Origin of the sequence: Aeromonas sp. QDB18, assembly GCF_027705325.1 — a bacterium.
Classification (GTDB): domain Bacteria; phylum Pseudomonadota; class Gammaproteobacteria; order Enterobacterales; family Aeromonadaceae; genus Aeromonas; species Aeromonas caviae.
Genome location: NZ_JAPDBQ010000071.1, coordinates 1 through 20,169, shown reverse-complemented (window position 1 = coordinate 20,169; position 20,169 = coordinate 1). Strand labels below are relative to the sequence as shown.

Here is a 20,169-nt window from a genome sequence, read left to right as displayed (position 1 = left end):
GCGTATGTGGCCTCGCAGAACACACCAGATTAGCTCCCCTTATATCCCCGCCCGATTGGGCGAGGGTTTACGGGGCAGTTGCTAACGAGATGCTGCGAACATTGATTGCACGGCGCTACCGTGCGGGCGGCATCATCTGCCCAGGCGCAGGTCGAGTCAAGGCAAACAGGCCCCTGGCAACGGGTTGTTACAAATTGGCCGGACGGCGGGCCCTTCATGAAACGAGGCTCCCCCGTGCGTGGCACGGGGGAGCCTGCGGTCAACGGACGAACGTCAGCGGATATAGTCGAATAGGGTCAGCTTGCTTATCTTGCTGAAGGCTAGCTGGGAGGCGCTCATGGCTGCATCCTCCTTGGAGAGGGCCGCGATCACCTCGTACATGTCCGCCTCGGACACCTTGGCCAGCGCCTGCTGGTTCAGGGTGCTGAGTCCATCGTTGGAACTCATCACCTGCTCCAGGCTGTTCATCCTTCCCCCCAGCTCCCCCAGTCCCCGGTCTATCTTGGTTCTGGCGTTGCTCATGTGGGTGGTGGCATCGGAGACCGCCAGCTGGAAATCGCTCTCGGACAGGGTCGGATCACGCATGGCGGAGATGAAATCGGACATGCCATTGAGGATGTTGTCGTTTTTCGGGGTATCCAGCACGAAGTTATGGGTCGCCGACCCCGCAGGGAGGTCGAGGGTGAGCGCCAGGCCGTTGAAGGGGATCTTGTTGCCCGCCACATAGTCGCCGCTTTGCAGCAGGGTGCCACCGCTGTCACGGATCTCGTAGGTGTCCGGCGGCCCGGCCAGGGTGCTGACCGCATATTGGTTGCTCGGCAGGGAAGAGTCATAGTTGTTGCGATAGAAGCTCTCGAAGTTCCCCTGATCCGCCACCGACACCTGGATGTTGCCACTGGCGGCGCTGGCAGTGCGCCGGGTCGCCACTATCTCGAACAGATCGAAACCGGAGTCGTTGGCCGGGATCTGCACCGTGGGTGAGACCTGGATGTTGCGCTGCCCCGTGTCCCCCTGGAACACATAGTTGCCACTGGCATCCTTGACGAAGGGCTGGGTCTTGCTCTGATTGCCGCCGAAGATGTACTCCCCCTGGGAGTTCTTGCTGTTCATCAGGTCGAACATCTGCTTTTGCAGCCCCTCCAGCTCGCTCGCGATGGCGCTGCGCTCCTCGGAGCCCATGGAGGAGTTGTTCGCCTTCTGGATCAGGGTCTGGGCACTGAGCATGGCGCTGTTGAGGGAGGTCAGCACCGTCTCCTCGTGGCCCAGGCTGTTCTCCAGCAGGCTGCCGTTGACGCCGTACTGCTTGAAGAGATCGATCTCCTTGGTCAGCGCCATCTTCTGGCTCATGCCGGCCGGGTCCTCCCCGGAGCGGGAGAATTTATCCCCCGTCATCAACTGGTTGTAGGCGGTGTTCTGGCGCTCGCTCACCTTGCTCATGGAGGCAAGGTTGCGGTCATAGATCATGTTGGTGGTGATGCGCATGACTTACCTCACGGAGGAGAGCAGGGTGTCGAAGATGGTCTTGGCGGTGTTCACTATCTGGGCCGAGGCCGCATAGGACTGCTGGAAGCGGATGAGGTTGGCCGCCTCCTCCTCCAGATTGACGCCGGAGACACTCTCGAAGATGGCGGTACTCTGGGTCAGCTTCGCCTCGTTGGCCTGCAGCAGGGTCTTGGCCTGGCTGGTCTTGTTGCCAATGCCGCTCACCAGACCCGAGTAGGCATCGTTGAAGGTCATCTTGTCGTTGCTGGTGGCGGCGTTGTTGTTCTTGCGCACCAGCTCCTTGTTCTGCAGCTCCGCCAGCGCCAGGCCGTTGGCGTTGTCCGCAAAGCCGTCCTTGTTGTAGCTGAGCGTGAAGCTGTCGCTGGCCTCCACCTTGCCGGTGATGCTGAACTCATAGCCCGGGCTCTGGGTCGGATCGGCGTAGACCTTGGGCCCCCCCAGGGGGCTCTCGAGGGCGGCCATCAGGTTCTGTCCCTTGCTGGAGGCGGGGGCGACACCCAGCAGGTTGTTGTTCTTGTCATAGACCTCGTAGTTGCCGCTGCCGTCGATCTTGATGACCTGGGGGGCACTCGGGTCCAAAGTGTTGGTGCCAAAACCCGAGCCCGTGCCGGTGTTGTAGACACCGCCCAGCGCTATCTCGCCCGAGCCCAGGTTCTGGGATCCCTTGTCCGCCTTCAGGGGGGAAGCCAGCGCGATATCTTCAGGGCGGGTGATCGCCTGCTCCAGGTTGGCAGCCGCATTCCGGGTGGGTTGCAACAAGATCTTGTCACCTGCAGCCGGTGTGCCGGAGAGATCGATTTCGATGCCGTGGCCCGTCACTTCGAAGGTGGCTGGCGGCGTGGTCCCCGTGGCGAGCGAGGTACGCTGCCCGCTGCCGTCGATGGCGAACACCTCGTAACCGGTGGCGCTGTTGAACCGCACCTCGTAGTCGAAGGTGGTGACCTCGCTCCCCTTGCCGGGAACGAAGTTGACGCTGGCCGCCCCGTTGCCCTGGTTGCTGGCGTAGGGCAACCCCTGGCTTCCTTTGAGGGTGAAGAGATCCCCCCCAAGCTCGTTGTCGAGATCCATCCCCAACCGGTTCTGCTGGTTCATGGCATCCCCCAGGGCGACGGCCATCTGCCCCAGCTCCCGCTTGGCGGGCTCCAGATCCCGACGCGCGGTGAAGAGGCCACCGATGGCGCCGCCAATATCCTTGTCGTTGATGCTGGCCTGGTTCTTGCCCAGGGTCAGCTGCAGGGAAGGCTCACGGGAATCCGGGTCCCCCGGCACCACCTTGAACTGGGCCACGCCGCCATCGAGCACCAGGGAGTGCCCTGTGCTCATGTTGACCAGCATGCTGCCGTTGGGCTGGGTCACGGTGCGGATCTCCATCTTCTCGGAGAGCTGGCGAATGGCCTCATCACGCTGATCGAACAGCATCAGGTTCTCTTCAGGGGAGCCCTGGGTGCGGACGATGGACTGGTTCAGATCGTTGATGCTGTTCAGCAGGCTGTTCACCCTGTCCGTCTCGTCCCCTATGGTGGCGTTGATGGTATCGGACTGCTTGTCGAGCTGGGCGGAGAGGGTGTGGAATCTGTCCACCATACCGCTCAGTTCACTCAGGGTCGTCTGGCGCCCTCCGATCTCGGACGGTGACTCGTTGGCGGTGTGGAAAGCCTTGAAGTAGGAGGTGATGGTGGACCCCACACTGTTGCTGGCATCACCGAGCAGGCTGTCGAGCTGGAACAGTTGATCGTAGCGGGTGTTGGCGGCGTTATAAGCGGACGTATCACGGCGAACCTCGGCCTGGGCATAGGCGTTGATGATGCGATCACTCACCATGTCGCCCGTCCCCAATCCGACGGAATTGGTGTAGATCAGGGTGCGTTCACGTACATAGCCCTGGCTATTGACGTTCACTATGTTGTTGCTGGTGGTCTGCAGCAGCCGCTGCTGGGCCAACACACCCGAGGTCCCAATTCCAAGCAGATCGCTTGCCATAGCTTACAGCTCCATCTCTGTGTTCCTGTCTGCAATGTTGCCGGGCGTCGAATAGCCGGCGATGGCATCACTGCGCAACACTTGTTTAAGTTTCCTGGCGTACTGGGGATCGGTGGCATAACCGGCCTGCTGCAACGCCTCGAAGTAACGGTCCGGGCTGTCCACCTTGGCCAGCGCCCCCTTGTAGCGACTCCCAGAGGTCAGGAAATCCACGTAGTCGTTGAAGCTCTCTTCGAACGACTCGTAGGAGCGAAACGCCGCCTTCTGGCGCGAGGCCACCCCTTGCTCGTATTCCAGGGTGCTCACCACCGCCTTGGGGCCTTCCCAACGCGGATCCGCCTTGATGCCGAACAGGTTGTGCGTCACGTTTCCGTCTGCATCCTTGATCACCCGCTTTCCCCAGCCACTCTCAAGGGCGGCCTGGGCCACCAACACCGCCGGGCTCAACCCCAGCTTGTCCGCCGCCTTCTTGGCCAGCGGCATCAGCCTGTCGACGAACTCTTCCGGGCTGTCAAACACCTTGGCGCTGCCATCCAGGGCCGAAGGCCTCTGGCTGCTGCCCATGGGCGGCACGGTGCGGTGGGGGCGTCTTGGCATGGTCAGCGTACGCTCGGCCCCATTCAGCTCACCCTTCATTTCGTTATCAGCAAAATCTTTGCCAACTTTGGAGGCAGCAATCAGATCGTTGGAGGCACTGGGGGGTTGATAGGGCTTGTAGACCCGCTCGGTACGCTGGGGCAGCTTGAGTACCCGGCCATCCTGATGGGTGAAGGTCTGCTCGGGAGAGAGCTGCCTGGCCACCATCTCGGCAATGCCCAGCCCCCCCTTGCTCGACATGTCGGCAACCCGCTGCTCGTCCAGCATCCCTTCATAGAACTGGGTGTAGCTGCTGTTCATCGGGTTGCCCTCGGTGAGCACCGAGTTGGCCTGGCGCATCCCCTTGAACAGGGTCTGGGTGAAGATGGATTCGAACTGGCGGGCGGCCGCCATCAGGGCCCCTTGCTTCCCCTCCTTGCTCAGGCTCATCTGGCGCAGTTTGTCCAGGTTCTGGACGTCCTGCACCATGCCAATATTGATACCGCTCTGGGTGTCGAACTCTGCCATAACCTACCTCTTTGACGCCCGTGGCAACCGCTTGCCGCTCACGAAATTACAGAATGACCAGTTGGCCCTGGATCGCGCCCGCCTGCTGCAGCGCCTCCAGGATCGCCATCAGATCCCCGGGGGCGACCCCCACCTGGTTCACCGCCCGCACCAGGTCGTCCAGGGTCGCGCCGGTATCGAGCTTGAACATCCGACCGGGATCCTGCTGCACGTTGATGGTGGAGTTGTTGGTGACCGCCGTCTGCCCGCCAGCGAGCGGATTGGGTTGGGAGACCTGCTGGTTCTCGGCGATGGTGACCGTCAGCCCACCGTGGCTAATGGCCGCCGGGCGCAGCTTGACCTCGCTGCCGATGACGATGGTCCCGGTGCGCGAATTCACGATGATCTTGGCGGACTCGCTCGCCGGGTCCACTTCCAGGTTCTCGATGGTGGAGAGGTAGGAGACCCGCTGGGCCGGATCCCGCGGCGCGAATACCTTGATGGAGGTAGCGTCCATCGCCTGGGCGGTGTTCGGACCCACCAGATCGTTGACCACGTCCGCCAGACGGCGGGCGGTGGTGAAGTCCGGCCGGTTCAGGTTGAAGGTGATGGTGTCGCCCTGGCTGAAGGAGTTGGGAACCTCCCGCTCCACGGTCGCCCCGTTGGCGATACGCCCCACTGTGGGCGTGTTCACCACCACCTTGGAGCCGTCCGCCCCTTCGGCCCCGAGGCCACCGACCACCAGGCTGCCCTGGGCCACCGCATAGACGCGGCCATCCAGTCCTTTCAGGAAGGTCTGGAGCAGGGTGCCGCCACGCAGGCTCTTCGCCTCGCCGATGGCGGAGACGGTGACGTCTATGGTCTGACCCGGCTTGGAGAAGGGGGGCAGATCCGCGTGGATGGCCACCGGCGCCACGTCCTTGATCTTGGGCTTGATGTTGTCAGGCACCTTGATGCCGAAGTTGTTGAGCATGGTCCTGAAGGTCTGCTCGGTGAAGGCGTTGTTCTTCTCCCCCGTGCCGGGCAGGCCCACCACCAGACCGTAACCGATCAGCTGGTTGCTGCGCACTCCTTCCACCGAGGCGAGGTCCTTGATGCGGGATGCGTGCGCCAGCCCGAAGGGCAGCAGGCAGCACAGCAGGGCAAGCAGACGGAATCGGTTCATGACATCTCCTAACAAAACCTTCCTGTTCCAGGGCCCGTGAACACCCCGGACTCTTGAGTCTTAAATGGGCCACCAGGGGCCGTTGAAGAAGCTGGTAAGCCAGCCCTGTTCCTGGGTGTTCGCCAGATCCCCGGTACCGCCGTAATAGATACGCGCATTGGCCACCCGCTGGGAGGAGACGCTGTTTTCCGAGCTCACGTCCTCCGGGCGCACCAGACCGGTGATACGGATGTATTCGTTGCCATTGTTGAGCATGATCCACTTCTCGCCGCGCACCAGCAGGTTGCCGTTTGGCAGTACCTTGACCACGCTGACCGAAATGTTGCCCTGCAGGCTGTTGCTCTGATCCGCCTTGGCCTGCCCCTTGAAGGCACTGTTCTGGCCGATGGAGGCCGACAGATCGTAGGGCCCCGCCGTGACCGGCACGCCACCCAGGGTGACGGGGTCGAGCGCCAGCTTGTTGTCCTTGCCGCTCTGGGTGTTGGCCTTTTTCGACGCCGAGGTCGACTCCGCCAACTGGATGGTGATGATGTCACCCACCCGGTGCGCCTTGATGTCCGAGTAGATGCCGTTGACCTGCTCGGGCTGGAAGATGGCGCCGGTCGGGCGCACCGACACCGGCTCCGACTCCCCGTAGACGGGGGCGAAATCCGGGTCATCCGGTTTGGCGGTATTGGGGGTACTGGTGCAACCCGCCAGGGTCAGCAGTCCCAGCATCCATATGGCTTTCATCATGGCACTCCTTTCATCAGGTCCGCTGGGTCAGGAAGGACATCATGGAGTCGACGGCGGAGATGACCTTGGAGTTCATCTCGTAGACCCGCTGAGCTTGGATGAGATTCACCAGCTCCTCGGTCACGTTGACGTTGGAGGTCTCCAGCATCCCCTGCTTGATCACCCCCAGCCCGTCCGCGCCGGCAGTCCCCTGAATGGGGGCGCCGCTGGACTGGGTCTCGAGGAAGAGGTTCTCCCCCATGGGCTGCAGGCCGGTGGGGTTGACGAAGTCCGTGGTGTTGATCTGGCCCACCACCTGGGACTGGCCATCCCCCTTGAGCTGGACGGAGACCTGGCCATCCTCCCCCACGGTGACGCTCTGGGCGTTCTCGGGGATCTGGATCTCCGGTTGCAACGGGTAACCGTTGCCCGGGGTGACGATGGTCCCCTCGTCGTTCAGGGTGAACTGGCCGTTGCGGGTATAGGCGGCGCTGCCATCGGGCAGCTGGATTTCGAAGTAGCCGCGACCGCTGATCATCAGATCAAGGGAGTTGTCCGTGGTCTGGACGTTGCCCTGACTGTGGTTTTTCTGGGTGGCGACCACCTTGGCCCCCGCCCCCAGCATCAGGCCGGAAGGGAGCTCGGTGTCCGCCGAGGAGCGACCGCCAGGCTGGTTGATGTTCTGATAAAGCAGATCCTCGAAGATGGCCCGCGCCTTCTTGTAGCCCACTGTGCTGGCGTTCGCCAGGTTGTTCGAGGTGACCGAGATGTTGGTCTGCTGGGCATCGAGGCCGGTCTTGCTGATCCAGAGTGCAGGATTCATGGGGTGCTCCTTGATTAGCTGATACGCAGCAGCTGGGTTTGTGCCTCGTCGTTCTCCTCGGCGGTCTTCATGATCTTGACCTGAGTTTCAAACTGACGTTGCAAGCGAATAAGGTTGGTCATCTCGTCGACCACGTTGACGTTGCTCCCCTCAAGGGAGCCGGCGATCAGGCCCACATCCGCAGACGCGGCCTCATTCTGGCCATCCTTGCGGCGAAACAGGCCGTCCTGACCTTTCTCCACCGCATCTGCCGCCGGGTTGACCAGCTTGATACGCTGGAAATCTTCCGGCAGGTTGGCGGCTGCCCCCTCGGGACGGCCGCTGATGGTACCGTCACGATTGATCTCGATCTTCTCCATGGGCAGGGGCAGCACGATGGGCTGACCGGCATCATCCACCACATTCAGACCGGTGGAAGTCTGCAGATTGCCGGTGGCATTGAGCTGCAGGTTGCCCATGCGGGTATAGGCTTCCGCACCGTTGGGATCCTGCACTGCAATCCAGCCCGGCCCATCGACGGCAACGTCAAGATCCCGACCTGTGGTCATCAGCATGCCGTGCTGCAGGTTCTGACCCGGCCGCTCGGTCATGGCGAACACCCGCGTGGGCAGCCCTTCGCCAAACGCCTGCATGCTGCGCGCCTGCTCGAAGTCAGACTTGAAGCCAATGGTGTTGGCGTTGGCAAGGTTGTTGCCACGAACAGCCAGGCTGTTCATGTTCTCCTTGGCCCCGGACATGGCGATGTAAAGCAGGTGATCCATGGGATCCTCCGTCAAACAGATGACTCTCACAGCTCAACTGCAAGTTGAGTGCCAAGAGAGATGACGAAGACGGAATGAAAGGAGGAGATGAGGCGGGAAGGAAATGACAAGGGGCGCCGAAGCGCCCCTGCCAACTACCCGTCGTCTTAGCGGATCTGCAGTATGTTCTGCTGCAGGGAGCTGTTCACTTCCAGGGAACGGGAGTTCGCCTGGAAGTTGCGCTGGGCAGTAATGAGGTCGACCAGCTCGGTGGTGAGATCCACGTTGGACTGCTCCAGCGCCGACGACTTGATGGAGCCAAACGTGCCGGAGTTCGGGGTGCCGGGCAAGGCATCGCCAGAGAGCAAGGACTGGCGCCAGGAAGTGTCGCCGACCTGGGTGAGACCCTGGGCATTGGCAAACTTCGCCATGGCCACCATGGCCACCTTGACGGTGGTGGCGTTGCTGTAAGTGGCGGAGACAATGCCATCCGCCCCGATCTCCACCTTGGTCAGGCGACCGACGGTTGAGCCGTCCTGGGTCAGCTTGCTCACTTCAAAGGGGGAGGCGTACTGGGTCACGGTACCAAGCTTGAACTCAATCTCCTGGGTGCCATCGGCGCCATTGGTGATGATACCAGCCCCTGTCGTCCCCAAGGGTTCCGTCTTGATGACCGCCGGGGTGGTGGGTGTGACCATTTTGCCGGAGGCATCGAAGGTCACCCGGGCGCTCAGGGGAGCCTGGCTCAGGCCGGTCGCCATGGTGGTAGCCGCACCGCCTACGATGTCGATGGGCTTGTCCCCTTCATAGAGGTACATGCGCCAGGCAGTTGGCACCGCCGCTTGGGTAGGATCGGCCGGATCCGCTTCCTTGGTGAAGTACTGGGTGATGGTGTGTGGTTCGCCCAGGGAGTCATAGACCACCACGGAGGTGGAGGAGGAGTAGGTGGTCGAGTCCGTGGGATCGAATTTGGACGCATTGACATCCATCAGCGTTTTCGTGCTGGAAGGCAGGTTGAAGCCAGCCTCGACCGTCGTGGTCTGCACCGGCTCACCGGCCTTGTCCGGGATCTGGATGGGCTTGGTGGCATTGATGCTCACCGCCTTGGGGGTGCCATCAGAGTTGATCTCGTACCCCTGCAGATAACCGCCGGAGTTGCTCACCATATAGCTGTTTTCATTGAGCTTGAAGGCGCCCGCACGGGTGTAGGTGCGATCCAGGTTGGTCAGGCCGTCCGAGGTCACGAAGAAGCCGTTGCCCTGGATGGCAAGATCAAGCGCGTTGTTGGTGAATTGCAGCGCGCCCTGGTGGAACTGCTGAGCCACAGCGCCAGTCGCCACACCGTTGCCGACCTGGGTCTTGGCGTTGACGAAGATGGAGTTGGCGTAGACGTCGGCAAACTCGGCACGGGACTCCTTGAAGCCGGTGGTATTGACGTTGGCAATGTTGTTCGCGGTGACGTTCAGGTCTTTTTGAGCCGCATTGATGCCGCTGAGGGCATTGTTGAATGACATGTCTTTCTCCTTAGATCACTGCGTTAGAGGACGAAGCCGACTGGGTGGTGGTCTTGCCGGTCGTCGCGCCAATTTCCAATACATCGGTCAGGTAGATGCCGCCCAGTCCCTTGAGTTTGAGGGTGCTGGGGTTGGTGCTCGTTCCCAGGGTGACGCTCTCCACCTTGGCGTAAGTCAGGGCGGGGACACTCTCCGACGTGCCGTCGACGGTGGCATGCGCCTCTATCGAATACTTGCCGCTCTTGGCCTCGTTGCCGGACTTGTCCTTGCCATCCCATTCGAACGCCACGTTCCCCTTGTGGCTCCCTTCAATGGCGAACTCCCTGATGACCTGGCCGCTCTCGTCCTTCACCGTCACCTTAATGTTGCTGCCGCCATCGCCGGTGGCGATGACCCCCGTGAGGGTGCCCCCCTTCTCCACGTAACCCGTGTTGGACGGGATCAGCACGTTCTGCCCCACCAGCGCGGAGGCCTGCAGCGCCTGGCTGGAGGTCATCAGGCTGTTGAGGCTCTCCATCTGGGTGGAGAGGCTGCTGATCCCCTGAGACGTTGACATCGAGGTCATCTGGGAAAGCATCTGGGCGTTGTCCACCGGTTTGAACGGATCCTGATAGGAGAGCTGCATGGTCAGCAGTTTCAGGAAGGACTCCTGATCCAGCTCCTTTTTCTGGGTACTGGTGTTGACCGTACTGGTCTGGGCCGACGTCGTCCGGTTGACGCCCAGCAGGCTGTCATAGGTATCTGCCACTTATGCTCCCCCCTCTAGGGCGTGCCCACTGGGCCGATTGTTGCCGCCTGGCAGGCGATCACGGGTCACTCTCATCCGGGTTCACCTCTGTCAGGACTTGCCCAGACCCAGGGTCTGCTGCAACATTTTCTTGGCCGCATCGGCCACCTGGACGTTGGTCTGGTAGCTGCGCGACGCCGCTATCATGTCCGCCATCTCTTCCACCATGTTGACGTTGGGCTTGAAGATGAAGCCATCCTTGTCCGCCATGGGGTGATTCGGGTTGTACTCCTTGAGCAGGGGCGCATCACTCTCGACGATGCCCTTCACATCCACCCCGACCGAGGCCTGCTTGTCGGTCATGGCCTGATCCAACTGGGCGGCAAAGACTGGCCGCCTGGCGTGGTAAGTTTTTTCCACGCTGGAGCTGACGCTGTCAGCGTTGGCCATGTTGCTCGCCACCGTGTTGAGGCGAACGGACTGCGCGCTCATGGCTGAGCCTGCAATGTCAAAGACCTTGAACAAACTCATCCTTGCTCTCCTTTCAGTGCCTTGAGCAGGCCGCTTATCTTGCTGTTCATGAATTCAAGAGAGGCCTGGTATTCAAGGCTGTTGCGCAGGAACTCGCTGCGCTCCTGCTGTACGTCCACCGTGTTGCCGTCACCGGTATCCGGTTGCAGGGGATTGCGGTACTGGGTCGTGCCCGGGGAATCCATCTGCAAGGCGAAGTGCTTCTCGCTGGTAGTGCTGAGCCCGAACCCTTGCTGGCCCTGGGCATCCTGCAACGCTTGTGAGAAGTTGATGTCACGGGCCTTGAAACCCGGCGTATCCGCATTGGCGATGTTGCTGGACAACACCTCGGCACGCTTGGCGCGCACGCTCAGCGTGTACTGATGAACACCAAATGCCTTGTCGAATGAAATTGCCATAGCACACCTCCTGCTTCATGGATATTTAGCAAGAGGTGTGCCAAGAGGGTATTGAGCGGGGTTATTTGACCTTGTAGACGATGCCGGGGTTGCAGCGGATCATCTCGAACTTATCGGTGAGGCCAGCCAGAGACTCGGAGGCCCCCAGCATCAGGTAGCCGCCAGGATTGAGGCTGCTGGCGAACTGGTTGAGGATCTTGGATTTCACTTCGGGCGCAAAGTAGATGAGCACGTTGCGACAGAAGATGATGTCAAACTTGCCGAGCAGGCTGTAGCTCTCCAGCAGGTTGAGAGGGCGGAAGCTGGTCAATTTTCTGACACGTTCCACCACCCGCATCTTGTTGTCGCCATAGGGTTCGAAAAAGAGTCGCTTGCGCTCGGGGGAAAGCCCGCGAGCCAGTGCAAGGCTATCGTAGATCCCTTCCTTACACTGGTTCAGCATGGTGCTGGATATATCGGTCCCTACTATTTGCACCCCGCCCGGCATGCTACCCGGCCGTTTAACTTGCTGCTCCAGCGCCGTCATGGCGATGGAGTAGGGCTCCTGTCCGGACGAAGAGGCGGCAGACCATATCTTGATAGTGCGACCGCTCTTACCAAGCTCCGGGAAAATCTTGTCACTCAATAACTGGAACGGATAGGTATCGCGAAACCACAGGGTCTCGTTGGTGGTCATGGCATCGATCACTGCCATCTTGAGTTCCCGCTCGCGCACGCTCATCGCCCGGGTGACCAGATCAGACAGACTCTCGATACCAAACTGAGTCATCAAGGGCGACAGGCGGCTTTTAACCAGATACTGTTTGTTGTCACCCAGTACTATGCCGCTCTGTTGTGCCAGAAAATTGCTGAATTGCCTGTATAAGTCGTCCGAAAGTGTCTTCATGCAGTTGTTCTTCTTGATTAGAGAGCGCCTTGTACGGCCTTGGCCAATTCATCCGGCTGGAATTTGGCAATGAAATTGTTCGCTCCGACTTTCTGCACCATGGCCTGATTGAACACCCCACTGAGGGAAGTGTGCAGGATAACATGCAAATCCTTGAGGTTGGGATTGTTGCGGATCTCGGCGGTGAAGGTATAACCATCCATCTCCGGCATTTCAATATCTGAAATAACCAATGCAATCTGATCATGTATGGGGCCATTTTTGGACATCTCCAACAACATGTTGAGCGCTTCCCGTCCATCCTTGGCCAGCACGCACTGCACCCCGATAGCCTCCAGTGCACGTTGTACCTGCTTGCGCGCAACCGAAGAGTCGTCCGCAACCAGCACGGGACGCCCGTGAGGATTGCGCTCCACGCTTGCTTCCACCAACTCGGTGGACACCTCAGTGGAGACCGGAGAAATCTCGTTGAGAATGCGCTCCACGTCCAAGATCTCCACCAGCTCGCCATCTACCTCGGTCACTGCCGTCATGTAGTTGATGCGACCAGCCCCTTTGGGTGGCGGCAGAATGGACTCCCAGTTCATGTTGATGATGCGCTCGACCGAGTGGACCAGGAACCCCTGAATGGAGCGGTTGTACTCGGAGATGATGATGAAGCACTTGGAGAGATCCTGGATGGGGCGCTTGCCCATCGCCATGCTGAGATCGATCACCGAGATGGTCTGGCCACGGATATGTGCCACGCCGCGAATGCAGGAGTTGAGCTTGGGCATGACGGTCAGAGGGGGACACTGCAGCACCTCGCGTACCTTGAATACGTTGATGCCAAATCTTTGACGTCCATTGAGACGAAACAGCAGCAGCTCCAGCCTATTTTGTCCCACTAATTGGGTTCGCTGGTTAACCGAGTCCAGAACACTCGCCATAAACACTCCCTAAAAATGCTTGGCACTGATCGTGCATATCATTATGCATGCACATTGGCTTGCATCAGACCATCGTTGTTTCAACAACAGAATAATTCTGGAGCAAGCATAGTTAACTACGGTGGTATACGTGAATAACTTATCGACCGGTAAGCAAAAATGATTAGTAGACTTTTCCTTATCTTACTGCCGTTTTGCAGTCTGTCTCACGCCATGGCGTCCGAGGTCACCGACTATCTGCAAGAACAGGCACAGGCGTTCGTGCTCGACCAGCTCGATATTCCCCTCGATGCACAGGCCGACGTCAAGGCCGGCACCATTGACGAGCGCCTCCCCCTCACGCGCTGCGAAGATGCCCTCACCATTTCCCTCCCCGCCCGGATGGAGATCCGTCGCAACACCACCGTCTACCTCAAGTGCGAGGGAGATAAATCCTGGGATCTCTATCTCCCTGTCCGGGTCAGCATCCAGAAACCCTATGTCACCGTCGCCGTCCCGGTTGCCAAGGGAGACATCCTGAGCGAACCGATGCTGACCTTGGCATACCAGGACCAAACCCTGATCCGTGGCGACTACCTTACCGATCCGACCGCACTCATCGGGGTACGTAGCAAACGTGAGCTCAAACCGGGCCAGCCAATCAGACTGACCCAGGTCTGCGTGGTCTGCAAGGGGGACCAGGTCACCCTGAGTGCTGAAAACAGCAGCATGCAGATCAAAACCATGGCCCGCGCCTTGCAGGATGGCAGCTTCGGAGACATGATCCGGCTTGTCAACACGCGCTCGGGCAGAACGGTGCAAGGCCAGGTCAGTGCAGTGGGCTCCGTGGTCGTGACATTCTGACACAGGAATGCACTGCGCAATTTTTTTCTAAAGTTCTGACCGCCGTCACCGATACACAGGTAAGCGAACAGCAAAGCAGACGAAGGTAAACCTTATGGCTATCAACAATATCAACAACTTGGCTAACAACCGCCTGCAAAACAGCGGCAACAGCCAAGGTGTAGCCACCAAGTCGGCGACCTCCAGCGAGAGCAGCCGTGCGACGACCGTCAAGAGCGACTCTGTCTCCTTGACCAGTGAGGCGCAGCAATTGCAACAGATGCAGAAGACCCTCAACACCGCCTCCACCGGTAACGAGAGCCGCGTCGAGAGCCTGAAGAAGGCCGTGGCCAGTGGGGAGTACAAGGTCAACAGCGAAGCCGTGGCCAGAAAGATGTTCAGCTTCGAAGCCGATCTGGATAAACGGTTGGGATGATGGACCTCCCTTCGCTGCTGCGCGCTCAGGACGACAACCTCTCCCAGATGCAAGGCTTGCTGGCAGAGGAGTTCGACCTCCTCAAGGCTCACCGGGCCCTTGCGTTGCCGGCACTCGCCGATCGCAAGCAACAACTGCTGGTGGCCATCGAGATGCTGGACAAGACTCTGGCAGAGCTACCCGACCTGCAGCAACAGCTGGGCGCCTTCCCGACCCAATTGCAGGCCCTTCAAGCCAAGCTGGAAGCCTGTCAGGAGCAGAACAACCTCAACGGACGTCTGCTCGAACTCAGCATTGTCTCCAATCGCCGTCTCGCCAGCTTCCTCAGCAAGCTCAGAGACAGCAACTCCCTGACCTATGACGCCAAGGGCAATACCCGCTCGGGCACCCGCTCCCTGGGGATCAAGGCCTAATTCTCTCTCCTTCCTTCTCTTGATGCCCTGCCGTCAGAGCACCAGTTCCATCAGTGTCGTCCCGTCGCGGCAGGCGTGAATGCTCATGACGCCATCCTCATACCGGCCATAGCTGGCTGCCCATTCTCCCCTCGGAAAACAGATGGATCCCGGGTTCACCAGCACCAGTTCCCCTTCTTGCCGCGCTTCTCGTCGCAATATGGGCAGGTGGGTATGGCCGCTGATGAAGAGGCTGCCCGCCGGCAAGGGCACCGCCTCGTGATCATAGAGATGACCGTGGCTGACGAACCAGCGCCGCCCGTCCACCAGCAACTGGTTATAGGGGGCCGTGATGGGGAAGTGCAGCAGCATCTGATCCACCTCCGAATCGCAGTTGCCCCGCACCGCCATGATCCGGGGGGCCAGCTGGTTGAGCCGCGCCGCCACGGCGGCAGGCTCATACCCCGCCGGCACCGGATTGCGCGGGCCGTGGTTGAGCAGGTCCCCGAGCAACAGGTAGTGATCCGGCTGCCAGGGAGCGAGCTGCGCCAGCACCTGCTCCAGGGCAGGCAGGCTGCCGTGCAGATCAGAAATGATGGCTATCTTCATTCCACACTCCTCATGGCTGGCTGAAGTAGAGATCCTTGGTGGCGATGGCCCCCTTCAGGTTGCTGCTCGGCAGGCCGCGCAGGGCGGGATCCACCAACCTCATCTGGTTGTAGTGATAGACGGGGATGACGGGCATCTCTTCCATCAGCAGTTGCTCGGCCTTGCGGTAGAGTCCGGTTCGTGCGCTGCCATCCAGCGTGTCCGCGGCCTGTTGCAACAGGCCGTCGAAGGCCGGATTACAATAGCCACTCTCGTTCTGGGGATCCTGACAGCGGAAACTGCCCAGCATGGACGAGGGCTCCACGTAATCACCAAACAAGAATGAGCGGGCCAGCATGAAATCACCGCTGTCCTTGGCCACCTGATAGGCATTCCACTCCATGTTGTTGAGAGTGATCTCCACTCCAAGCGGCTTCCACATGGCCGCGACCGCCAGGGCCAGCTTCTTGTGGTTCTCCGAGGTGTTGTAGGTCAGCGTCAACTTGAGCGGGTGGGCACTGTTGTAGCCCGCCTCCGTCAGCAAGGCGGCGGCCCTGGCCAGACGGGTCGGCATATCCTCCAGGGCCAGCGCCGACCCCAGCTCTTGATAGTCCGGCATGCCGGGCAGCAGCGACCAGGCTGGCCGCTCCCCCTGACCACTCACCTTCTCGGTCAACAGGCGGCGATCGACGGCCATGGAGAGCGCCTGTCGCACCCGCACATCCTGCAATTCGGGGCGGCGCAGGTTGAAGGTATAGAGGTAGGTACCCAGCAGCGGCAGGCCCCAGATCCGCTCCGGGGTCTCCGCCATGGTCTTCTGGTAGTATTCCAGCGCCACCCTGTTGGTGAGCTGGATCTCCCCCGCCTCGTAGCGCAGCCGCTCCGCATGCTGGGAAGCGAGGGGCAGATAGGTCACCCGCTGGATCCGGGTATGGGCATCATCCCAGTACTGGACGTTGCGCTCGGCTTCGATCCGCTCGTTCGGCACCCAGTTCACCAACCTGTAGGGACCGTTGCTCACCATCTTGCCAGGCTGGGTCCACTGCTTGCCAAACTGGACGATGGCCCGCTCGTTGACCGGCACGAAGGGGCGCTGGCTGATGAGTTGCAGGAAGTAGGGCACGGGCCGCTCCAGGATCACCTTGAGGATCTGGTCGCTCTCGGCCTCCACCCCCAGGGCATCGAGATCGAGTGCACCGGCATAGATGGACTGGGCGTTGTTGATGCCGGTCGCGAGCAAGAGGCCGGCGGAGGGTGAGGCTTGCTCCGGGCTCAGCAGACGCCGCCAGGCGTAGACAAAATCCCGGGCGGTGAGCGGCTCGCCATTGGACCACTTGAGCTGCGGGCGCAGGAAAAAGCGCCACACCAGACCATCCTCACTGGTCTCCCAGCGCAGAGCCTGAGCCGGCACTATCCTGCCCTGCCCATCCTCGCTCACCAACCCCTCGAACAAGTCCACCAGCACCACCTCCCCCGGGAAACCGGAGCGGATCTGGGCAGGGTCGAGGGACTCGGGTTCGGCGCCGTTACCCTTGACCAGGGTCTGCCTGTCTGACAGTGCAGGCTGCTGCACCACTGTGGTCGCCTGCAACGGCGGCGCCAGCATCAGTCCGAGCAACAAGGAAGAGAGCCAGCGACGGGCTGGCCGGGCGGCGAAACGGTAAAGCATGACATCAACCTCGTTCAATTCACTTTATTTCAAGAAGGGGGAAGGCCGGCGGCGCGCCTGGAAACGAATGCATGATGCCGCGCTTGTTATCCCCGAAGACGCCCCGTATTGTATCGGGCCTGCCCGGCAGATGGAGTCTTTCGGGCTATTTTTTCAGGTTTTTTTTCCCAACTATCAGCCACGGGTGCACAAGACAGCCTGAGGGCTCCTCGACTCGCCTCGCATGAAGGCCTGTCAGGCTGACATGGCGCTCGATACTGGCATCCGCCCGGCTGATTGCTACCGTTTCAGAGGTCTTTATGGGGTATGAGTGGCTGGCGCTGGCCGCCGCCAGTTTATGGGCCGTCGCCGCCCTGATTTCCGTCAAACCGGCGCGCCATCTGGGGGCCTTTGCCTACAGCCGCTGGCGGATGTTTCTGGTCAGTCTGATGCTGGCCAGCGCCAGCCTGATCACGGGGGGCTGGCAGACTCTCACCGAGAGCGCCCTGCCACTGCTGGCGTTGTCGGGGCTCATCGGCATCTTCGTCGGTGACACCGCCCTGTTCGCCTGCATGAACCGACTGGGGCCCAGGCGCAGCGGCTTGCTGTTCTCCTGCCATGCGCTCTTCTCCGCTCTGCTCGGGCTCTGGTTGTTCGGCGAACAACTCGGTGGCTGGCGTCTGGTGGGGGCCTTGCTGGTGCTGGCCGGGGTCATGCTTGCCATCCTGTTCGGCCGCCGTGGTAACGCGCAGCAGCACAACGAGTGGGAGCAGGTGCGCGGCCACCTCGCCGTCGGCATCGCGCTCGGCCTGACCGCAGCCCTGTGTCAGAGCCTGGGGGCCATCATCGCCAAGCCGGTGATGATGGCTGGCGACGTGGACGCGGTGAGCGCCTCCGGCATCCGCATGGGGAGCGCCCTGCTGGCACACTGTGCCTTGCGGGTGCTGAGGGTGCCGCTGGCCATGCCCCACAACCCCATCAACCGTCAGGTGCTTGGCATGATAGGCATCAACGGCTTCCTGGCGATGGCGCTGGGGATGACGCTCATCCTGGTGGCCCTGCGTCAGGGAGACGTGGGCATGGTGGCGATCCTCTCCTCCACCACGCCGGTCATCCTGCTGCCCCTGTTGTGGTGGCACTCAGGGATGCGCCCTGCCCTGCCCGCCTGGGCCGGCGCCCTGCTGGCCACACTGGGCACGGCACTGGTACTGGGAGCGGGGTAAGTCGGAGGTTGCTGTTGTGCTTCGCTCAGCGCCAACCTACGCCCAATTCTCAGGATCGTCCGAATAGGCTTCGCTATTCGAACCTACAAAATTCAATTGGTTATGTAGGTTCGATTAGCCGCGTCGCGGCGTAATCGGACGCGGTAACATCATTGCGAACGTTTGCCATCGGATGGCGTGATTAAAACTGGGCAACTTCCTCGGCAGTCAGCTCCCGGTATTCCCCCGGAGCCAGCTCGTCGTCCAGGCCGAGCGCCCCGATCCGCTCCCGATGCAGCCCTATCACCTTGTTGCCGATGGCGGCAAACATCCGCTTCACCTGGTGGTACTTGCCCTCGTGAATGGTCAGCCTGGCCTCGCACTCACCCAGGATCTCCAGCTGGGCGGGGCGGGTCTTGTCGGTCTCGTTGCGCAGGTAGACGCCATCTTCAAACAGCGAGATGGCCTCTTCGCTCACAGGGTCGGCCAGCCAGACATGATAGGTCTTGGCACACTCGTGGCGCGGCGAGGTGATGCGGTGGGACCACTTGCCATCGTCGGTGATCAGCACCAGGCCTGTGGTATCGAGATCGAGCCGGCCCACCACGTGCAGCTTGCCCATGGCGGGCTCATCCAGCAGGTGGAAGACGGTGGCGTGATCGGGGTCCTCGTTGGAGCAGACGTAGCCTTCCGGCTTGTGCAGCATGAAGTAGCGATTCTGCTGATTCAGGGTCAAGGTCACGCCATCAAACTCGATCAGGCTCTGCTCATTGATGTGGAAGGCGGGCTGCTTGACCAGGATACCGTCCACCATCACCTCCCCCTGACGGATCAGCTTGCCCGCCTGGGAACGGGTCAAATCGGAGCAATCGCAAAGAAATTTATCGAGCCGCATGCACAAAACCTCGGAATCCAACGTTATCAAGGGGCGTCATTATATAGGCCGGCCCCCACAACGCCAGCACTAAGGGAGAAGTTAGGTAGATGGCGCCTGACGCCATGATGTGCCAGTGATAGACTGCCGACAGAGCGCCGACACCACGCATAATAATAATCCCAGGAAGCCACCATGAAGCCGACTCAGCCTCATCCCGTCAACCAGTTGCAACCTGGCATGTACGTGCTAGCCATCGCCAGCCAGACCGGCGCCATGGAAATCGCCCAGACGGGGCTGGTGACCAACCGTCAGCAGGTGGATGCGCTGATCCGGCGCGGCGTGCTGACGGTGCGGGTGGATCTCGCCCGCAGCAAGCTGCCCGGGATAGAGCAGGTCGTCTCCCCGAGCCCGTCCCACAACGCCGGCTCGGCGCGTCCCGCAGGCAGTGGCGAAGGGCGCGCGCTCAAGATCCGCCGTCTCTATCAGGAGGCGCGCGAGCTGCAGGGCAAGTTCATTCGCCACCTCAAGGCCGGGGAACCCATCGACATCACCCCGCTGGCGGCGGTCGCCGAGGAGATGGTGGACACCATGTTCACCCATGGCGACGCCATGCTCTGTCTGGCGCGGATCCGGGCCAAGGATGCCTACCTGATGGAACACTCCATGAACGTGGCCATACTGCTGGCGAACTTCGGCCGCTATCTCGGGCTTGAGCGCAACGTGCTCAAGGAGCTGACCCTGGGCGGCCTGCTCCACGACGTGGGCAAGATCATGACCCCGGACGAGGTGCTCAACAAGCCGGGCAAGCTGACCGACGAGGAGTTTGGCGTGATGCGTCAGCACGTGGTGCACAGCTACGACATCCTCAGCAATACCGCCGGCATCACCCCCACCATGCTGGAGGTGGCCGCCAACCACCACGAGCGCCTCGATGGCACCGGCTATCCGCAGCGGCTCAAGGGGGAACAGCTCTCCCTCTACACCCGCATGAGCGGCATCGTCGATGTCTACGATGCGGTGACGGCAGACAGGGTCTACAAGCAGGGGATGCAGCCGACCCAGGCGTTTCGCGTTCTGCTCAAAGGCATCGATCAGCACTTTGATGCCGAGCTGGTCACCAAGTTCATCAAGTGCTTGACATCCTCCCCCACCTTAGCGCTTCGCGTCACAGGAGGGGGATTCCCATTACTGGGTGATAGCTGCTCGCGCAG

At 60.9% G+C, this 20,169-nt stretch carries 21 protein-coding genes; 5 read left to right on the top strand and 16 right to left on the bottom strand.

Going from position 1 to position 20,169, the window contains the following annotated elements; genetic code table 11:
- Nucleotides 1–273: 273 nt before the first annotated feature.
- From flgL to OKC30_RS12095, 13 genes are all read right to left on the bottom strand, one after another.
- Nucleotides 274–1,482 carry a flagellar hook-associated protein FlgL gene (gene flgL / locus OKC30_RS12155; RefSeq protein ID WP_270809638.1) on the bottom strand — a complete coding sequence of 403 codons (1,209 nt, stop codon included), beginning with the start codon at nt 1,480–1,482 and terminating at the stop codon, nt 274–276.
- 3 nt (nt 1,483–1,485) lie between these two features.
- Complete coding sequence (gene flgK, locus OKC30_RS12150; RefSeq protein ID WP_053288342.1) at nt 1,486–3,483, bottom strand: flagellar hook-associated protein FlgK; 1,998 nt, start codon at nt 3,481–3,483, stop codon at nt 1,486–1,488.
- Nucleotides 3,484–3,486: 3 nt separating this feature from the next.
- A complete protein-coding gene (flgJ, locus tag OKC30_RS12145) occupies nt 3,487–4,587 on the bottom strand; it encodes a flagellar assembly peptidoglycan hydrolase FlgJ (RefSeq protein WP_053288341.1) in 1,101 nt (366 codons plus the stop codon).
- A 46-nt stretch (nt 4,588–4,633) separates the two neighbouring features.
- The gene (locus OKC30_RS12140; protein WP_010675288.1) at nt 4,634–5,731 is read right to left on the bottom strand and encodes a flagellar basal body P-ring protein FlgI; all 1,098 of its coding nucleotides are present in this window, start codon (nt 5,729–5,731) and stop codon (nt 4,634–4,636) included.
- 60 nt (nt 5,732–5,791) lie between these two features.
- Nucleotides 5,792–6,463 carry a flagellar basal body L-ring protein FlgH gene (flgH, locus tag OKC30_RS12135; protein ID WP_010675289.1) on the bottom strand — a complete coding sequence of 224 codons (672 nt, stop codon included), beginning with the start codon at nt 6,461–6,463 and terminating at the stop codon, nt 5,792–5,794.
- A gap of 16 nt (nt 6,464–6,479) precedes the next feature.
- The gene (flgG, locus tag OKC30_RS12130; protein WP_010675290.1) at nt 6,480–7,268 is read right to left on the bottom strand and encodes a flagellar basal-body rod protein FlgG; all 789 of its coding nucleotides are present in this window, start codon (nt 7,266–7,268) and stop codon (nt 6,480–6,482) included.
- 14 nt (nt 7,269–7,282) lie between these two features.
- The gene (gene flgF, locus OKC30_RS12125; RefSeq protein WP_010675291.1) at nt 7,283–8,029 is read right to left on the bottom strand and encodes a flagellar basal-body rod protein FlgF; all 747 of its coding nucleotides are present in this window, start codon (nt 8,027–8,029) and stop codon (nt 7,283–7,285) included.
- A 146-nt stretch (nt 8,030–8,175) separates the two neighbouring features.
- On the bottom strand, nt 8,176–9,522 hold the full coding sequence (gene flgE / locus OKC30_RS12120; protein WP_053288340.1) for a flagellar hook protein FlgE: 1,347 nt from the start codon (nt 9,520–9,522) through the stop codon (nt 8,176–8,178).
- Nucleotides 9,523–9,532: 10 nt separating this feature from the next.
- A complete protein-coding gene (locus OKC30_RS12115) occupies nt 9,533–10,270 on the bottom strand; it encodes a flagellar hook assembly protein FlgD (RefSeq protein ID WP_053288339.1) in 738 nt (245 codons plus the stop codon).
- Between the two features lie 90 nt (nt 10,271–10,360).
- The gene (gene flgC / locus OKC30_RS12110) at nt 10,361–10,780 is read right to left on the bottom strand and encodes a flagellar basal body rod protein FlgC (protein WP_053288338.1); all 420 of its coding nucleotides are present in this window, start codon (nt 10,778–10,780) and stop codon (nt 10,361–10,363) included.
- Nucleotides 10,777–11,178, bottom strand: coding sequence for a flagellar basal body rod protein FlgB (gene flgB, locus OKC30_RS12105; RefSeq protein WP_053288337.1), 402 nt, complete (start codon nt 11,176–11,178; stop codon nt 10,777–10,779). The genes flgC and flgB overlap by 4 nt, the downstream gene beginning before the upstream one ends.
- 61 nt (nt 11,179–11,239) lie before the next feature.
- Nucleotides 11,240–12,064, bottom strand: a complete 825-nt coding sequence (locus OKC30_RS12100) for a CheR family methyltransferase (RefSeq protein ID WP_052815061.1) — start codon at nt 12,062–12,064, stop codon at nt 11,240–11,242.
- Nucleotides 12,065–12,081: 17 nt separating this feature from the next.
- Complete coding sequence (locus OKC30_RS12095) at nt 12,082–12,993, bottom strand: chemotaxis protein CheV (protein WP_053288335.1); 912 nt, start codon at nt 12,991–12,993, stop codon at nt 12,082–12,084.
- Between the two features lie 237 nt (nt 12,994–13,230).
- Here OKC30_RS12095 and flgA point away from each other — a divergent pair, with 237 nt between their 5' ends.
- The 3 genes from flgA to OKC30_RS12080 all read left to right on the top strand — a co-directional run bounded on the left by flgA (nt 13,231) and on the right by OKC30_RS12080 (nt 14,664).
- Nucleotides 13,231–13,836, top strand: a complete 606-nt coding sequence (gene flgA, locus OKC30_RS12090; RefSeq protein WP_029314756.1) for a flagellar basal body P-ring formation chaperone FlgA — start codon at nt 13,231–13,233, stop codon at nt 13,834–13,836.
- Nucleotides 13,837–13,930: 94 nt separating this feature from the next.
- A complete protein-coding gene (gene flgM, locus OKC30_RS12085; protein ID WP_042864123.1) occupies nt 13,931–14,251 on the top strand; it encodes a flagellar biosynthesis anti-sigma factor FlgM in 321 nt (106 codons plus the stop codon).
- Nucleotides 14,248–14,664 carry a flagella synthesis protein FlgN gene (locus OKC30_RS12080; protein WP_270809636.1) on the top strand — a complete coding sequence of 139 codons (417 nt, stop codon included), beginning with the start codon at nt 14,248–14,250 and terminating at the stop codon, nt 14,662–14,664. Before flgM ends, OKC30_RS12080 begins: the two co-directional genes overlap by 4 nt.
- Nucleotides 14,665–14,697: 33 nt before the next feature.
- Here OKC30_RS12080 and yfcE read toward each other — a convergent pair whose 3' ends face one another.
- Both yfcE and OKC30_RS12070 read right to left on the bottom strand, forming a co-directional pair.
- A complete protein-coding gene (yfcE, locus tag OKC30_RS12075) occupies nt 14,698–15,252 on the bottom strand; it encodes a phosphodiesterase (RefSeq protein ID WP_111910124.1) in 555 nt (184 codons plus the stop codon).
- 10 nt (nt 15,253–15,262) lie between these two features.
- Nucleotides 15,263–16,900 carry a peptide ABC transporter substrate-binding protein gene (locus OKC30_RS12070; protein WP_041207011.1) on the bottom strand — a complete coding sequence of 546 codons (1,638 nt, stop codon included), beginning with the start codon at nt 16,898–16,900 and terminating at the stop codon, nt 15,263–15,265.
- A gap of 299 nt (nt 16,901–17,199) precedes the next feature.
- On the opposite strand from OKC30_RS12070, the gene OKC30_RS12065 reads away from it, so the two are divergent.
- On the top strand, nt 17,200–18,102 hold the full coding sequence (locus tag OKC30_RS12065) for a DMT family transporter (protein ID WP_005329750.1): 903 nt from the start codon (nt 17,200–17,202) through the stop codon (nt 18,100–18,102).
- Nucleotides 18,103–18,283: 181 nt separating this feature from the next.
- Here OKC30_RS12065 and rsuA read toward each other — a convergent pair whose 3' ends face one another.
- On the bottom strand, nt 18,284–18,976 hold the full coding sequence (gene rsuA, locus OKC30_RS12060) for a 16S rRNA pseudouridine(516) synthase RsuA (protein ID WP_041206053.1): 693 nt from the start codon (nt 18,974–18,976) through the stop codon (nt 18,284–18,286).
- A gap of 174 nt (nt 18,977–19,150) precedes the next feature.
- Between rsuA and OKC30_RS12055 the strand changes: the two genes are divergently transcribed.
- Nucleotides 19,151–20,169, top strand: a 1,019-nt coding sequence (locus tag OKC30_RS12055; protein WP_270809633.1) for an HD-GYP domain-containing protein, incomplete at its 3' end; no start/stop codon positions are given.

Bases quoted from the DNA above. Each gene is read 5' to 3' on its own strand.
- flgM (WP_042864123.1), top strand. From the start codon at position 13,931: ATGGCTATCAACAATATCAACAACTTGGCTAACAACCGCCTGCAAAAC.
- yfcE (WP_111910124.1), bottom strand. From the start codon at position 15,252: ATGAAGATAGCCATCATTTCTGATCTGCACGGCAGCCTGCCTGCCCTG.
- flgC (WP_053288338.1), bottom strand. From the start codon at position 10,780: ATGAGTTTGTTCAAGGTCTTTGACATTGCAGGCTCAGCCATGAGCGCG.
- OKC30_RS12070 (WP_041207011.1), bottom strand. From the start codon at position 16,900: ATGCTTTACCGTTTCGCCGCCCGGCCAGCCCGTCGCTGGCTCTCTTCC.
- OKC30_RS12065 (WP_005329750.1), top strand. From the start codon at position 17,200: ATGGGGTATGAGTGGCTGGCGCTGGCCGCCGCCAGTTTATGGGCCGTC.
- flgH (WP_010675289.1), bottom strand. From the start codon at position 6,463: ATGAAAGCCATATGGATGCTGGGACTGCTGACCCTGGCGGGTTGCACC.
- flgK (WP_053288342.1), bottom strand. From the start codon at position 3,483: ATGGCAAGCGATCTGCTTGGAATTGGGACCTCGGGTGTGTTGGCCCAG.
- OKC30_RS12100 (WP_052815061.1), bottom strand. From the start codon at position 12,064: ATGAAGACACTTTCGGACGACTTATACAGGCAATTCAGCAATTTTCTG.
- flgL (WP_270809638.1), bottom strand. From the start codon at position 1,482: ATGCGCATCACCACCAACATGATCTATGACCGCAACCTTGCCTCCATG.
- OKC30_RS12140 (WP_010675288.1), bottom strand. From the start codon at position 5,731: ATGAACCGATTCCGTCTGCTTGCCCTGCTGTGCTGCCTGCTGCCCTTC.
- flgJ (WP_053288341.1), bottom strand. From the start codon at position 4,587: ATGGCAGAGTTCGACACCCAGAGCGGTATCAATATTGGCATGGTGCAG.
- OKC30_RS12095 (WP_053288335.1), bottom strand. From the start codon at position 12,993: ATGGCGAGTGTTCTGGACTCGGTTAACCAGCGAACCCAATTAGTGGGA.
- flgE (WP_053288340.1), bottom strand. From the start codon at position 9,522: ATGTCATTCAACAATGCCCTCAGCGGCATCAATGCGGCTCAAAAAGAC.
- OKC30_RS12080 (WP_270809636.1), top strand. From the start codon at position 14,248: ATGATGGACCTCCCTTCGCTGCTGCGCGCTCAGGACGACAACCTCTCC.
- flgB (WP_053288337.1), bottom strand. From the start codon at position 11,178: ATGGCAATTTCATTCGACAAGGCATTTGGTGTTCATCAGTACACGCTG.
- rsuA (WP_041206053.1), bottom strand. From the start codon at position 18,976: ATGCGGCTCGATAAATTTCTTTGCGATTGCTCCGATTTGACCCGTTCC.
- flgG (WP_010675290.1), bottom strand. From the start codon at position 7,268: ATGAATCCTGCACTCTGGATCAGCAAGACCGGCCTCGATGCCCAGCAG.
- flgF (WP_010675291.1), bottom strand. From the start codon at position 8,029: ATGGATCACCTGCTTTACATCGCCATGTCCGGGGCCAAGGAGAACATG.